At 71.0% G+C, this 13,772-nt stretch carries 14 protein-coding genes; 8 read left to right on the top strand and 6 right to left on the bottom strand.

Going from position 1 to position 13,772, the window contains the following annotated elements; genetic code table 11:
- Nucleotides 1-20 precede the first annotated feature (20 nt).
- A complete protein-coding gene (locus ACZ7CH_RS32755) occupies nt 21-1,937 on the bottom strand; it encodes a helicase-associated domain-containing protein (protein ID WP_470375717.1) in 1,917 nt (638 codons plus the stop codon).
- Nucleotides 1,938-2,012: 75 nt separating this feature from the next.
- Here ACZ7CH_RS32755 and ACZ7CH_RS32750 point away from each other — a divergent pair, with 75 nt between their 5' ends.
- Nucleotides 2,013-2,660, top strand: coding sequence for a DUF2461 domain-containing protein (locus ACZ7CH_RS32750; RefSeq protein WP_360390303.1), 648 nt, complete (start codon nt 2,013-2,015; stop codon nt 2,658-2,660).
- Here the strand turns inward: ACZ7CH_RS32750 and ACZ7CH_RS32745 are convergent.
- Nucleotides 2,608-2,952 (bottom strand): VanZ family protein, encoded by a 345-nt coding sequence (locus ACZ7CH_RS32745; RefSeq protein ID WP_470375716.1) that lies wholly within the window; start codon nt 2,950-2,952, stop codon nt 2,608-2,610. The two genes, ACZ7CH_RS32750 and ACZ7CH_RS32745, sit on opposite strands and share 53 nt — an antisense overlap.
- A 64-nt stretch (nt 2,953-3,016) precedes the next feature.
- Between ACZ7CH_RS32745 and pyk the strand changes: the two genes are divergently transcribed.
- From pyk to ACZ7CH_RS32725, 4 genes are all read left to right on the top strand, one after another.
- Complete coding sequence (gene pyk, locus ACZ7CH_RS32740) at nt 3,017-4,441, top strand: pyruvate kinase (protein WP_360390298.1); 1,425 nt, start codon at nt 3,017-3,019, stop codon at nt 4,439-4,441.
- A gap of 12 nt (nt 4,442-4,453) precedes the next feature.
- Nucleotides 4,454-5,353, top strand: coding sequence for an acyl-CoA thioesterase II (gene tesB, locus ACZ7CH_RS32735; protein ID WP_360390296.1), 900 nt, complete (start codon nt 4,454-4,456; stop codon nt 5,351-5,353).
- Nucleotides 5,354-5,365: 12 nt separating this feature from the next.
- Nucleotides 5,366-5,953 (top strand): Uma2 family endonuclease, encoded by a 588-nt coding sequence (locus tag ACZ7CH_RS32730; RefSeq protein ID WP_470375715.1) that lies wholly within the window; start codon nt 5,366-5,368, stop codon nt 5,951-5,953.
- Nucleotides 5,954-6,084: 131 nt separating this feature from the next.
- Nucleotides 6,085-6,207, top strand: coding sequence for a hypothetical protein (locus ACZ7CH_RS32725; RefSeq protein ID WP_360390290.1), 123 nt, complete (start codon nt 6,085-6,087; stop codon nt 6,205-6,207).
- On the opposite strand, the gene ACZ7CH_RS32720 is transcribed toward ACZ7CH_RS32725, so the two are convergent.
- Entirely contained in the window at nt 6,204-6,713 is a 510-nt protein-coding gene (locus ACZ7CH_RS32720; RefSeq protein WP_470370665.1) for an Lrp/AsnC family transcriptional regulator, read from the bottom strand. The two genes, ACZ7CH_RS32725 and ACZ7CH_RS32720, sit on opposite strands and share 4 nt — an antisense overlap.
- 60 nt (nt 6,714-6,773) lie before the next feature.
- Here ACZ7CH_RS32720 and ACZ7CH_RS32715 point away from each other — a divergent pair, with 60 nt between their 5' ends.
- A complete protein-coding gene (locus ACZ7CH_RS32715) occupies nt 6,774-7,367 on the top strand; it encodes a LysE family translocator (protein ID WP_470375714.1) in 594 nt (197 codons plus the stop codon).
- On the opposite strand, the gene ACZ7CH_RS32710 is transcribed toward ACZ7CH_RS32715, so the two are convergent.
- Complete coding sequence (locus ACZ7CH_RS32710; protein WP_360390281.1) at nt 7,350-7,649, bottom strand: DUF2218 domain-containing protein; 300 nt, start codon at nt 7,647-7,649, stop codon at nt 7,350-7,352. The two genes, ACZ7CH_RS32715 and ACZ7CH_RS32710, sit on opposite strands and share 18 nt — an antisense overlap.
- A 122-nt stretch (nt 7,650-7,771) precedes the next feature.
- Here ACZ7CH_RS32710 and gndA point away from each other — a divergent pair, with 122 nt between their 5' ends.
- A complete protein-coding gene (gene gndA / locus ACZ7CH_RS32705) occupies nt 7,772-9,202 on the top strand; it encodes an NADP-dependent phosphogluconate dehydrogenase (protein ID WP_360390278.1) in 1,431 nt (476 codons plus the stop codon).
- Nucleotides 9,199-10,737 (top strand): D-alanyl-D-alanine carboxypeptidase/D-alanyl-D-alanine endopeptidase, encoded by a 1,539-nt coding sequence (dacB, locus tag ACZ7CH_RS32700; protein WP_470375713.1) that lies wholly within the window; start codon nt 9,199-9,201, stop codon nt 10,735-10,737. The genes gndA and dacB overlap by 4 nt, the downstream gene beginning before the upstream one ends.
- 58 nt (nt 10,738-10,795) lie before the next feature.
- On the opposite strand, the gene ACZ7CH_RS32695 is transcribed toward dacB, so the two are convergent.
- Both ACZ7CH_RS32695 and ACZ7CH_RS32690 read right to left on the bottom strand, forming a co-directional pair.
- Nucleotides 10,796-13,021 (bottom strand): SulP family inorganic anion transporter, encoded by a 2,226-nt coding sequence (locus tag ACZ7CH_RS32695; protein ID WP_360390272.1) that lies wholly within the window; start codon nt 13,019-13,021, stop codon nt 10,796-10,798.
- A gap of 405 nt (nt 13,022-13,426) precedes the next feature.
- Nucleotides 13,427-13,744: a hypothetical protein gene (locus ACZ7CH_RS32690; RefSeq protein WP_360390270.1), complete on the bottom strand. Its 318-nt coding sequence runs from the start codon at nt 13,742-13,744 to the stop codon at nt 13,427-13,429.
- Nucleotides 13,745-13,772: the final 28 nt, after the last annotated feature.

The raw sequence follows: 13,772 nt of genomic DNA, 5'->3' as shown, positions 1-13,772 counted from the left end.
GCGGCGACTTCACCAGGTGTTCACCCGCCGGGCGCGTGCACCGCGCGGACGTGCTCGATGCGGAACTCCCGGCTCACACCGCCCTCGCAGTCCGCCGTCAGCACGCCGTCGAGGTGCTTGACCGGTGTGATCAGGACCGACTCCGTCTGCCGCGGGCCGCTCGCGTACCCGATGCGCACCGGCCGGCCGTCGACCAGCGCCGACGCGAGCCGCTGCACCTCCTCGTCGCGCAGGAAGACGTTCTGGTCGCGCAGCAGCCGCGCCGCGTTCGCCCTCGGCGTGCCCCGGCCGAGGACCTGCCGTTCCTGCTCCACCAGCCGCACCGCGAGCTGGGTGAGCTCCAGGTCGTCCAGCTCGGCGCGCTGCCGGTCCGGTCCGCGCTCACCGCGCGCGGGCGCCCGGTCCGGCCGTGAACGCTCCACAATGGACCGGTCAGCGCCGTCGACGCCCTTCGGCGCGTACCCGGCCGCGCGCAACGCCGCCAGCGTCTCGGGCATGGGCGCCGCGGACGCCAGCACGGTCGGCGCGAGGAACCGCAGTCCCAGCTGCACCAGCGACCGGGACCGCGCGATCTCCCGCAGCAGCGCGGGGTCCTCCGCCCGCACGCAGCACGCGACCTCGGTCACCGTCAGCTGCCCGTGCCGCCGTGCCACGTCCTGCACCAGGTGCTCGACGGCCTGCGGCAGCGGCCCGTCCGCCACGACCCCCAGCCGCAGCAGCACCTCCTCGGACGGCAGCCCGGCGTCGAGCGCCCGCCGGATCGACCCCGCCGACAGCCGCCACACCCGCGCGGAGTCGCCGTCCTCCAGGTCCGCCACCAGGTCCAGCGTGGCGGCGAGCACCGTGCCCGGCAGGCCGTCCACCACCGCGGTCAGGTCCGCCAGGAACACCGCCCGGTCCGCGGCCGGCGGCATCAGCTCCACCGCGGCCGCCGCCACGTCACCGCCGTCGCGCACCGCCAGTCCCAGCGGCGTCAGCGCGCCACCCGCGACCAGCCCCAGCGCCTCCAGCTCGGTGATGACGACCGCCGTGGCCCGCAGGTCGTGCACGGCCGGGCGGGCCCACTCCAGCTCGGCGACCAGCTCACCGGGCTCCACGACCGCGTGGCCGGTGCTGAACGCCGCGAGCGTCGACCGCCGCAGCTCGGCGCCGCACTGCCCGGCGTAGTCGCGCAACGCCGACCGCGCCTGTTCGGCGTCGGGCCGCCAGTCCATCCGCCGCCACGCCTCGACCAGCCGCGCGAGCCGGTCCCCGGGGTGCGCGTCCCGCCACGCGTCGGCGTGCCGCGTCGGCAGCAGGCGCCCGCGCTCCAGCCCCAGCAGCTGAGCCTCGACCGCCAGCTCCAGCCGCAGCCGCAGCACGCCGTCGGTGACCCGCAGCGCCCGCGCGACCCGCCGGATCTCCCCGGTCGCGACACCGCCGGTGTGGCGGGCCTCGAAGGCGTCCCGTTCGCAGTGCGCCAGCAGCCGCGCCACCCCGTCCACCGTGGACGTCGCGGGCGCGACCGGCGAGACCCGCGGCACCGGCCCGCGCCGCGCCGCCGGTGGCCGCGGCGTGAGGTGCGGCCGGGCGTGCAGGGCCCGCACCGAGTTGACCTCCTTGAGCACCGGTCCCTCCGGCCAGGCCAGCGCGCGCACCTTGAGCTCGGCGAACGCCCGGTCGAACTCCCGCACCGAGCACCGCAGCTCCGCGCACACCGCGTCGACGCTCGCCGAGCGGCCCAGCCGGACGATCGCGCCGAGCACGTCCACCGCGCCCTGGTCGAGGTCCTCCTCCGCGCGGTGCACCGAGTCGGGGTCCGTGAGCTGGTACGCGAGGTCCTTGAGGGTGCGCAGCAACCGGTCGCCCACGTCCCTGCGGTGTGTCAGCACCGCCGCCACCGCGTCCTGGTCGAGCCGCTGGAGCCAGTTCGCGAGCGCGGTGGTACGGCGTGGCATTCGTCCGAGTATGCCCCGACCGTCTGCGCTCAAACGAGTTTTCACGCATTCGGGCGTGCCGCCTAGGCTGACTCGGTGACGTTCGAAGGTTTCGGCGAGTACGCGATCGACTTCTACGACGGCCTGGTGCTGGACAACTCGAAGGCGTACTGGGACGACAACAGGGAGACCTACCTGCGCGACGTGCGCGCCCCCATGGAGGCGCTGCTGCTCGCGCTGGAGGGGGAGTTCGGTGAGGGCAAGGTGTTCCGGCCGTACCGCGACGTGCGGTTCGCCAAGGACAAGACGCCGTACAAGGACCACTGCGGCGCCGTGATCGAGAAGGGCCGCGGCGGCGGCGCGTACTACGTGCAGCTCAGCCCGGAGGGCCTGATGGTGGGCGGTGGCTCGTTCCACATGCAGTCCGACCAGCTGGCCCGCTACCGCGCCTCCGTCGACGCGCACGGCGTCCTGCTGCGCAAGGTCGTCGACAAGCTCGTCAAGCAGGGCTGGAAGCTGCACGGCGACGTGATGAGGTCGAAGCCGCGCGGGTTCGCCGACGACCACCCGCACCTCGACCTGCTCAAGCACCGGTCGATCTGGGTGCGCAAGGTCTGGGAGCCCGACGACGTGCTGCACGAGCCGGGCGCCCTGGACCGGGTGCGCAAGGCGTGGCGGCAGCTCAGGGACCTCAACGCGTGGTGCGAGGACCACGTCGGCGTGAGCGAGAAGCCGCGGCGATAGCCCAGCCGAGACCGATCCCGGCCACGTCGACGAGTGCGTCGAGGACGTCCCCGCTGCGGTGCAGCGGCGTGATGAGCTCCTGCAGCACCTCCGAGAGCCCCGCGTACGCCACCAGCGCCCACAGCGCGTGAGGGATCTTCGCGTGCAGGCCGGTGAACGCGAGCAGGCCGAAGAGCACCAGGTGCACGACCTTGTCGGTGCCCGGCGGCGAGGAGGGCACACCTGACTCGGGGGTGAACAACACGACGACGCTGAGCAACGCGGCGAACACGAACGGGAGCACTCGACCCATTGGCAGAACATTACCGAGGAGTAGTTCGGGATCGGTCCAGGAACGAGGACTACTCTCTCTACACGTGAGTCGACGCGCAAAGATCGTCTGTACCCTCGGTCCCGCCACTGGCACGCCCGAAAAGGTCCGTGACCTGGTAGCGGCCGGTATGGACGTGGCCAGGATGAACTTCAGCCACGGCAGCCATGCCGACCACAAGCAGGTCTACGACATGGTCCGCGCCGCAGCGGACGAGTCCGGTCGCGCCGTGGGCATCCTCGCCGACCTGCAGGGCCCCAAGATCCGGCTCGGCCGGTTCGCGGCCGGTCCTGTCGACTGGAACAACGGCGACATCGTCCGCATCACCGTCGAGGACGTCGAGGGCACGCACGACCGCGTGTCGACGACGTACAAGGAGCTCGCGAAGGACGCCAAGGTCGGCGACCGCCTGCTCGTGGACGACGGCAAGGTCGGCCTCGTGGTCGTCGAGGTCGAAGGCTCCGACGTCGTGTGCGAGGTCACCGAGGGCGGACCCGTCAGCAACAACAAGGGCCTCTCGCTGCCCGGCATGGACGTCTCCGTGCCGGCGCTGTCGGAGAAGGACATCGAGGACCTCGAGTTCGCGCTCTCGCTGGGCGTGGACTTCATCGCACTGTCGTTCGTCCGCTCGCCCGCCGACATCGACCTGGTCCACCAGGTCATGGACCGCGCGGGCAGCAAGCGCCTCCCGGTGATCGCGAAGATCGAGAAGCCGGAGGCCGTGGACAACCTCGAAGCCATCGTGCTGGCTTTCGACGGCGTCATGGTCGCCCGCGGCGACCTGGGCGTCGAGCTGCCGCTGGAGAGCGTGCCGCTGGTGCAGAAGCGCGCGATCCAGATCGCCCGCGAGAACGCCAAGCCGGTCATCGTCGCGACCCAGATGCTCGACTCGATGATCACGAACTCCCGCCCGACCCGCGCCGAGACGTCCGACGTCGCGAACGCGGTGCTCGACGGCGCGGACGCCCTGATGCTCTCCGGTGAGACCTCGGTCGGCCGCTACGCCATCGAGTCCGTGCAGACCATGGGCCGCATCATCGAGGCCGTCGAGACCGAGTCGGTCGTCGTGCCGCCGCTGACGCACGTCCCGCGCACCAAGCGCGGTGTGATCTCCTACGCGGCCCGCGACATCGGCGAGCGCCTCAACGCCAAGGCCCTGGTCGCGTTCACCCAGTCCGGCGACACCGTCCGCCGCCTGGCCCGCCTGCACACGCACCTGCCGCTGCTGGCGTTCACGCCGGAGCCGTCGGTGCGCTCGCAGCTGTCGCTGACGTGGGGCACCGAGACGTTCATCGTGCCGCGCGTGGAGTCCACCGACGAGATGGTCCGCCAGGTCGACGTGGCCATGCTGGAGATCGGCCGCTACCAGGCCGGTGACCTCATGGTGGTGGTCGCCGGATCGCCTCCTGGCACCATTGGGTCGACGAACCTCATCCGGGTGCACCGGCTGGGGGAGGAAGACCACGCGTAGGAGTGTTGGAACGTGACTGAGGCCGCCCGTGCCGCTGCCGCCGGACCACCCGGTGTGAGTGGCCAACCCGCAGTGGACGACCTGGTCGCGTTGCTCGACCTGGAACGCATCGAGGAGAACATCTTCCGCGGTGTGTCCCCCGCCGAGTCGCCGGTGCGCGTCTTCGGCGGCCAGGTCGCCGGTCAAGCCCTGGTGGCCGCGGGTCGGACCGTGCCGGTGGAACGACGGGTGCACTCGCTGCACTCGTACTTCATCCGGCCCGGCGACCCGCGGGTGCCGATCGTGTACGAGGTGGACCGCATCCGCGACGGCCGCTCGTTCACCACCCGCCGCGTCGTGGCCGTGCAGCACGGCAAGGCCATCTTCGCCCTCTCCGCCTCCTTCCAGCTGGAGGAGCAGGGCGTCGAGCACGCCTCCTCGATGCCCTCCGTGCCGGACCCGGAGACCTTGCCGACGTGGACCGAACAGGCCGCCGGCTACTCCCTGGTGAACTCGAAGTTCCCGCGCCCGATCGACGTGCGCTACGTCACCGAGCCGCCGTGGGAGTCCCGTGAGGACGGTCCCGGCGAGGCCGTGTCCCGCGTGTGGATGAAGGCCGACGGCAAGCTGCCGGACGACCCGATGCTGCACATCTGCGTGATGACCTACGCCTCGGACATGACGCTGCTGGACGGCGTCCTGGCCAAGCAGGGCGTCTACTGGGGACTGGACAAGGTCCTCGGCGCCTCCCTGGACCACGCGATCTGGTTCCACCGCCCGTTCCGCGCCGACGAGTGGCTGCTGTACGACACCGCCTCGCCGTCCGCCTCGGGGAACCGCGGGCTGGCGACCGGGCAGTTCTTCACGCAGGACGGGCAGCTGGTGGCCACGGTGGTGCAGGAGGGGCTGATCCGGGTCGTCAAGTCGGACTGAGGCCCTGTGTGAGTGATCAAGGGCGGGTCGTCGCACGTCGATGACCTGGCCGTGATCATCACGCTGGCCGACTACGACGAGATGTCCGAGGACGACTGCCGCCACCACGAGCTGGTGGACGGGGTGCTGGTGGAGATGCCACCGCGCTATCCCGTGCACCAACGCGCGGTGCGCCTGCTGGCGGACCAGTTGGAAGACCAGCTGCCCGTCGAACTCGATGTCGTGCACGCGTTCGACGTCCTCCTCAAGGACAGTGCACGCCCGCTCATGCGCAAGCCGGACGTCGTCGTGGCTTCGAGCAAGCTCTTCGACGCCGGGGTGACGCGCTTCGACGCGGCGGACGTGGCGCTGGTGGTCGAGGTCCTGTCCGAGGAGTCGGAGGACGTGGACCTGCGGGTGAAGCCGCGCGAGTACGCCGCCGCAGGAATCCCGGACTACTGGGTGGTCGCGCTGGACGAGCCGGTCAGCATGGTCGCGCACTCCCTGGTGGACGGCCGGTACGAGCTGGCCGGGGGAGGCTCGCGGATGCTCGACGTGCGCAGCCCCGCGCCGATGACGGTGGACCTCGCCGCGCTGGTTCGACGTCGCCTGATGGAGTAGCTCCTAGCACGCCTGTTCGAACCACCCGTGCGGGTCTTCAAGCCGGGTCGGACCTGAAGATCAAGCCGGATGAGTACGCTGCTGCGGGTATCCAGTACTACTGGATCGTCGATCTCAAGGACCCGATCAGCATGGCGGCACACGTTCTGGTCGACGGTCGCTACGAGTACGTCGGCGGCGGTACCGGGAAGGTCGAGCTCCTCAGTCCCGCACCACTGGTGGTCGACCTGGATGCGTTGACCCTCAACCGCTAGTCCGCGCGGCGCCGCCGGTGCGTCGGCCGCAGGGTCGCCGGCGGGGTCAGCGCCCGTGTCTCCACCCGCTCCAGCACCACCGACGACGTCAGGTTCCGCACCTCCGTCCGCGACGCGATCTTGTCCATCAGGAACGCCTGCAGGTGTGTGGAGTCCGCCACCGCGATGTGGATCAGGAAGTCCGCCTGCCCGGAGACGTGGAAGATCGACCGCGTCTCGGGCTGGGCCATCACGAACGCGCGGAACGCCGCCACCACCGGGCGCGTGTGCGGCCGCACGTTCACCGAGATGACGGCCTCCAGCGGCAGTCCGAGCACGGCCGGGTCGACGACGGCGTGCGAGCCCGTGATCACGCCCAGCTCGCGCAGCCGGCGCACCCGCTGCAGGCACGACGACGGGGCCAGGCCGACGATCTCGGCGAGCGACCGGTTCGGCAGGGTGGCGTCGTTCTGCAACTCCTCCAGGATGTGCCAGTCCACCGAATCCAGTTCGGCTTGTTCGCGCATAAGCGAACATCGTACTGACCAGGTGGAATGTGGCAGAACGAGTGGCGGACGATCCCGCCCATGCACATCGCGTGGACGTCTTTCCTGCTGGCACTCGTGGTGATCACGGTCGTGCCCGGTCCCGACTTCGTCCTGATCATGGGGAACGCGGTGCGCAGCCTCAAGCTGGGCGTCACGGCGGCGCTGGGCGTGGTCACGGGGCTGCTCGTCCACGCGACGCTCGCGACCGTCGGACTGAGCGCGCTCGTGGTGGCGGTGCCGACCGCGCTCTTCCTCGTCAAGGCGGTCGGCGCGCTGTACCTGGCCCACCTCGGGTTCATGACGCTGAAGGGCGCGGGCAAGGAGCAGGAGCTGCCGCGCAGCGGTGGCAACGTGTTCCTGCGCGGCCTGCTCTGCGATCTGTTGAACCCCAAGGTGATGCTCACGTTCCTGAGCCTCATCCCGCAGGCGATGGACCCGAACAGCCCACCGCTGCCGCAGGCCGCGCTGCTGAGCGCCGTGACGGTCGGTGTGTTCGCGGGGTTCTGGGTGGTGGTGGTCCCGCTGGCTCGTCAGCTGGGCACGGTGCTGAGCAGGCCGAAGGTTCGCACGGCGTTCGAGCGGGTCTGTGGTACCGCTCTCATCGGGATGGCGGCGTCAGTTCTCGCCGCTTGAGTCCCACGAGACGCTCAGCTCGTCGCGCGTCCCGAACCGCACCAGGTGCCGTTCAACGACGTCGCGCAGCCGGGCGGCGTCCTCCTCCGAGGAGGCCTCGACGCGCAGCCGCAGCGCGTCCGGAAGAGCGGCGAAGGACGCCGTTCCCGCGGAGAAGCGGACGAAACCGCGTCCGTCCTCCCAGGACCCTTCCAGGTCCTTCTGCGTGAAGTGCTTGACCAGCTGGGACCCGTAGCGCTCGGCGCGGTCGGTCGCCGAGGTGCCCTCGCTCACGAACGTCATGAAAACCAACTTACGCCTTGCTGTACGTACCGTTGGGTGACGCGGTTCACCTGGCGAAACGATGGCTGAGAAGACGCTGTGACATCTCGCGCAAAGCTTGAGAACACGGCAGGCTGTCGCCCATGACGGAAGGCAAAGCACGTATCGCGGTCACCGGTCTCGCCACCATGGGCAGCAACCTCGCGCGCAACCTCGCGCGGCACGGTTTCAAGGTCGCCGTGCACAACCGGACCCCCGCGAAGATGAAGTCGCTGCTCGACGAGCACGGCCACGAGGGCGACTTCGTCGGCGCCGAGACGCTGGAGGAGCTCGTGCAGAGCCTCCAGACGCCGCGCCAGATCATCATCATGGTGAAGGCCGGTGGGCCGACCGACGCCGTCATCGACGAGCTGAGCGGGCTGCTGGAGCCCGGCGACATGGTCATCGACGGCGGTAACGCCCACTACGCCGACACGCGCCGCCGCGAGGCCGCCCTGAAGGAGAAGGGCCTGCTGTTCGTCGGCGCCGGCATCTCCGGCGGCGAGGAGGGCGCCCTCAACGGGCCCAGCATCATGCCCGGCGGTCCCGCCGAGTCCTACGAGCACGTCGGGCCGGTGTTCGAGGAGATCGCCGCCAAGGTCGACGGGCAGCCGTGCTGCGTGCACGTCGGGCCGGACGGTGCCGGGCACTTCGTCAAGATGGTGCACAACGGCATCGAGTACGCCGACATGCAGCTGATCGCCGAGGCGTACGACCTGCTGAGCCGCGTCGGCGGGCAGACGCCGGCGGAGATCTCCGAGGTCTTCACGCAGTGGAACTCGGGCGACCTGGAGTCGTACCTGGTCGAGATCACCGCCGAGGTGCTCAAGCACGTCGACGCGGACGGCACGCCGCTCGTGCAGGTCATCGAGGACGCCGCCGAGCAGAAGGGCACCGGCCGCTGGACCGTGCAGGAGGCGCTGGAGCTCGGCGTCCCGGTCACCGGCATCGCCGAGGCCGTGTTCGCGCGCAGCCTGAGCGGCCACACCGACCAGCGCAAGGCCGTGCGCGACGCGTTCGGTGCGAGCGAGGTCGTGGCGAAGCCGGACGCCGAGCTCGTCGACGACGTGCGGCAGGCGCTGTACGCGTCGAAGGTCGTCGCGTACGCGCAGGGCTTCGACATGATCCGCGAGGCGTCGAAGAACTTCGACTGGGACATCGACCTCGGTGCGATGGCGACGATCTGGCGCGGTGGCTGCATCATCCGCGCACGGTTCCTCAACCGCATCCGCGAGGCATATGACGCGAACGCGGATCTCGCGTCTCTTCTGGTGGACGACTACTTCCGCGACGCCGTCCGGAATGCCGAGGCCGCTTGGCGGCGCGTCGTGGTCCGCGCGGTCGAGTCCGGTGTCCCGACGCCCGGTTTCGTGTCCGCTTTGGCCTACTACGACGGACTTCGCTCGGAACGGCTGCCCGCGGCACTCGTTCAGGGACAACGCGACTTCTTCGGCGCACACACTTATCGGCGCACCGACAGGGCCGGTAGCTTCCACACGTTGTGGTCAGGCGACAGGTCTGAGGTGGAAGCGTGAAACTTCGTTTACTAGGGGCGGTCGTCGTCGCGGCGGCGGGGTTGACCCTGACGTCCAGCGGTGGCGCCGTGGCGGTCGGCAACGAGGCGCTGACCCGCGATCTCGACGCCATCCTCGCCGACTCCGGGCTCAAGGGCGCGGACGTCGGCATCACCGTGCGGGACGCGAACACCGGTGAGGTCGTCTACACCAGATCAGGTGGTAAGCGCTCTCAGGTCGCGTCGAACCTGAAGGTGCTCACGACCGCGGCGGCGCTCGACCTGCTCGGGCCGGACCACCGGTGGAAGACCGAGCTGCAGTCGTCCGGTGCCCGTTCGGGTTCGACGCTGACCGGCGACCTCGTCCTGCGCGGCACGGGCGACCCGACGATGTCCGCCGCGCGCTACCAGGCGCTGGCGGCGGCGCTGAAGAACAGCGGTGTCACGCAGGTGACCGGCGCGCTCGTGCTGGACGACACGGCGTTCGACGCGCAGCCGTACGGCAGTGGCTGGGCGTGGGACGACGAGCCGTACTCCTACAGCGCGGAGACGTCGGCACTGACGCTCTCACCGGACGAGCGGTACAGCGCCGGTACGGTCCTCGTGCGGGTGAAGCCGGGCGCCGCGACGGGCGCGCCGGTGCAGGTGAGCGTCGAGCCCGCGAACGACGTGGTGCAGATCCAGAGCACGGCGACCACCAACGGGGACGCCGGCATCACCGTCGAACGCGAGCACGGCACGAACGTGATCAAGGTCAGCGGTTCGACCTGGGTCGAGACGACCGCGCTGTCCACCGTCAAGGACCCGACCGGGCTCGTCTCGTCGGTGTTCGGCAAGGCGTTGGAGCAGAACGGGATCCAGGTCCTCGGCGGTGTCAAGCGGGCCAAGGCGCCGCAGGGTGCCGCGGTGCTGGCCTCCGACACGTCGCAGACGCTCGGCCAGCTGATCACCCCGTTGCTGAAGAACAGCAACAACATGCTGGCCGAGGTGCTGGTCAAGACCGCGGGCGGCTCGTTCGCCAACGGTGTCAACCAGCTCAGCCGCAAGTGGGCGGGCCTGGGCATCGACCCGAACTGGGTCGAGGTCTTCGACGGCTCCGGCATGTCCCGGCTGAACCAGATGTCGCCGGACGACCTGACCTCGATCCTGGTGAAGGCGAAGACCAAGCCGTGGTTCGGCACCTGGTCGGCGGCGCTGCCGGTCGCGGGCAGGGACGGCACGCTGGCGGGCCGCATGAAGGGCACCGCCGCCGAGGGCACCGTGCTGGCCAAGACCGGGTCGCTCTCGGGCGTCTCGGCGCTGTCCGGGTACGTCACCACGGCGTCGGGCCGCCAGCTGGTGTTCTCGCTGGTGCAGAACAACGTGGTGCTGTGGTTCAGCCCGAAGGCGGTCGAGGACAGGGTCGCCGTGCGGCTCGCCTCCGACGGCGGCGCGCAGGTGGCGACGCCGAAGGTCGAGTCCGTTCCGCAGCAGCGGAAGGCCCCCGCGCAGGAACGCGTGACGGTTCCCCCGCAGGAGCGCTTCGACGTCGAGTGCTCGTGGATCGGCACCTGCTGACCCACGCGTGAGACCACTGGAGCCGCCCCGGGACGAACCGGGGCGGCTCCGGCGTTTCCTAGGCCGGTGACGGCACGGGTTCGAGCCCGTTGCGGTCCGGGTCCACCAGGTACACGCGGGCGTTCGAGATGTCGAAGTACAGGCCCTTCAACGAGAGCGCGCCCGCGGCGACCGCCTCCCGCACGCTCGGGTACCCGAGCAGGTTGTCCAGCTGCTGCGCCACGTTCGCGACCGCGAGCCGGTCGGCCACCGGCAGCTCCGCGCAGCCGGGCGCGGTGGGGGCGTGGAAGCGGATCAGCGACGGTTCGGCGTTGCGCAGCCAGGAGTGCAGGTGTGAGCCGCGGGCGGCGCCGCCGCTCACCAGCGCCTTCATCGCACCGCAGTCGGAGTGCCCGCACACGACGATCGAGCGGACGCCGAGGACCTCCACCGCGTACTCGACCGCGGCGCCGACCGACCGGTCCTCAGCGGTGTGCATCGGCACCAGGTTGCCGATGTTGCGCACGCAGAACAGGTCGCCCGGCCCGGACGTGGTGATCAGGTTCGGCACCACCCGGGAGTCGGCGCAGGTGATGAAGAGCTGCCGCGGTCGCTGCCCGCGCACCGCCAGCTCCCGCAGGAACGGCCGGACCAGCGGCGCCGACCGCGTCTCGAACTCGTGCATGCCCCGCAGCATGGGATCGCTCTCCGGCGACGGCCGCTGCGACGGCAGGTGCACCGTGGTGCCCGCGCCCTGCCAGTGCGACCACGGCGCGAACCAGCGCGGCAGCGGACCGGGCAACGTCTTGCGCCGCCCCGGCCTGCCCTGGTCCGCCTGGTCGAACCAGGTGTCGTGCACCTCGTCGACCTGAACCCGGCCACCGAGCCGTTCGTAGCCCTCGCGCCAGTCGTCGATCGCCTCGTAGGACGCGTGGTCCAGGTAGTCGACGTGCAGCTCCAGCACCACGGTCTGCCCGAGCGGCAACCGGCGCAGCTCGCGCACCAGCCCCCCGACGCCGAGGAACACCAGCGACCCGCGCACGCACACCCGGTTGCCCTCGACCCGCACCGAGCAGTGCGTCAACCGGTACAGCGCGCGCAGCAGCGCGATCGTCAGCCCCGCGACCACGCCCTCCAGCAGTCCGAAGAGGACGACGCCGAGCACGGTCGCCGCGTAGACCAGGAGCTCCTGGTGCCGCACCAGGTTGCGCATCCGCTCGACCGACACCAGCCGCAGGCCGACGACCAGCAGCACGCCCGCCAGCGCCGCCAGCGGGATCTGCTCCAGCGCGGGAGCGAACGCCAGCACCGCCACCGCGATCCACAGCCCCTGCATCATGGCGGCGCAGCGGGTCTTCGCGCCCGCGGCGACGTTCGTGGAGCTGCGCGCCAGGCCACCGCTGATCGGGAACCCGCCGAGGGCGCCCGCGAGCACGTTGCCGGTGCCCTGCGCCATCAGCTCCCTGTCCAGCCGGGCCCGCGGCCCGTCGTGCAACCGGTCCACGGCCACCGCCGACAGCAACGACTCCATGCTCGCCACCAGCGCGACCGTCACCACGGCCACGACCACGGTTCCGGCGCTGCCCTGCGGCATCTCCGGGAACACCGGGGAGTGGCTGTCCGGCAGGTCGACCCGCGCGACGTCGAGGCGCAGCGCGACCGCGAGCCCGGTCGACGCGGCGACGGCGACCAGCGGCGCCGGCACCAGCGAGGCGCGCGGGACCCGCGGCCACAGCAGCAGTACCGCGACCGCGACCGCGCCGGCCAGCACTGATCCCAGGTGGGACCCGGCCAGCTGACCCGGCAGCAGGGCGACGTTCGCGGGAACCGACGACGCCGCCGTGCCGCCCAGCACCACGACGAGCTGACCGGCCGCGATCGAGATGCCGATGCCCGCCAGCAGGCCGTGCACGACGGCGGGGGACAGCGACATCACCAGCCGGCTGATGCCGGTGAGGCCCAGCGCCACCTGGAGCACCCCGGCGGCCAGCGTGATCGCGGCGGTCGCGGCCCAGCCGAACTGCGCCACCAGCCCGGCGACGATCACCACGAGCCCGGTGCCCGGTCCGCTGATCTGCAACGGCGCCCCGCTGAGCGCGCCGACCACGACACCGCCGACGACGGCGGAGATCAGCCCGGCCATCAGCGGTGCGCCGGTGGCGTGGGCGATGCCCAGCGAGAGCGGGATCGAGATCAGGAACAGCACGAAGCTCGCGGGCAGGTCGTGCCGCAGGACCAGGCGCACCCCGCCCGGAGGACCGTGCGGGGTGTGCTCGCCGGCGTTGGACCGCTGGAGGTGGTTCACGTCTTCTTGCCTTTCGTGGGAACGGCGGAATGACCGCATGGCCCTGTGCGACCGGCACAGGACATGGGGAAGGGGGAGAGCGCGGGTGAAGGGGCGCTAGCGGTGCTGTAAGGGCAGCAGGCGGCGCGGCCGGACGGCAGCGAGCGCGTCGGCGCGGTCATGCGGGGTCGGCACGGGAACACCTCCGTGTCGGCACGAGGATCCGGGGTCGGGACCAGGCCGCGTCACCACAATGATGCGGGCGGAGGCGGCGCTGTGACAGACCTTTCAGCCGGTCGTGTTGATCTTCGCGGTGATCGTCACGCGAGGTGATGGCCGACCGGCACGAGAAGGGCCGGCTCCGGTCGGGGGGTGCGGAGCCGGCCCAGGCCGGGGCGGAGCTGAAGAACTATCGAGTTCCGGAGTTCAGCCCACCGGGCGCAGGTGCTTGCCGTGCGAAGTCCCCTGTCCCACGACGGTCAGGACGAGCTGCGCCGACAGGTAGGCCCGGCACGGCGCGGGCATCCGCCGGGAGAACCAGCCGCGCCTGCACGTGGCGCAGCGGCCGTGCTCGTCGGGCTGGTGCTCGTCCAGCAACGCCTTGACGACCGCGACCACCCTCGGCAGCTCTACCCTGGCGAGCACGAGGGCCGTCTGGTCGTCACCGCGCTCGGCGAGGTCCGCGAGCGTGGCCAGGTGGGAGTGCAGCGACCTGTCCAGTTGGCTGAACACCGTGACGGCCATCAGGCTCAGAGCTCCAGTCCTCGCGTGA

This window comes from Lentzea sp. NPDC037011 (genome assembly GCF_055607425.1).
Note: the sequence above shows the minus strand (reverse complement) of the source record. Positions and strands in the feature narration are given on the sequence as shown.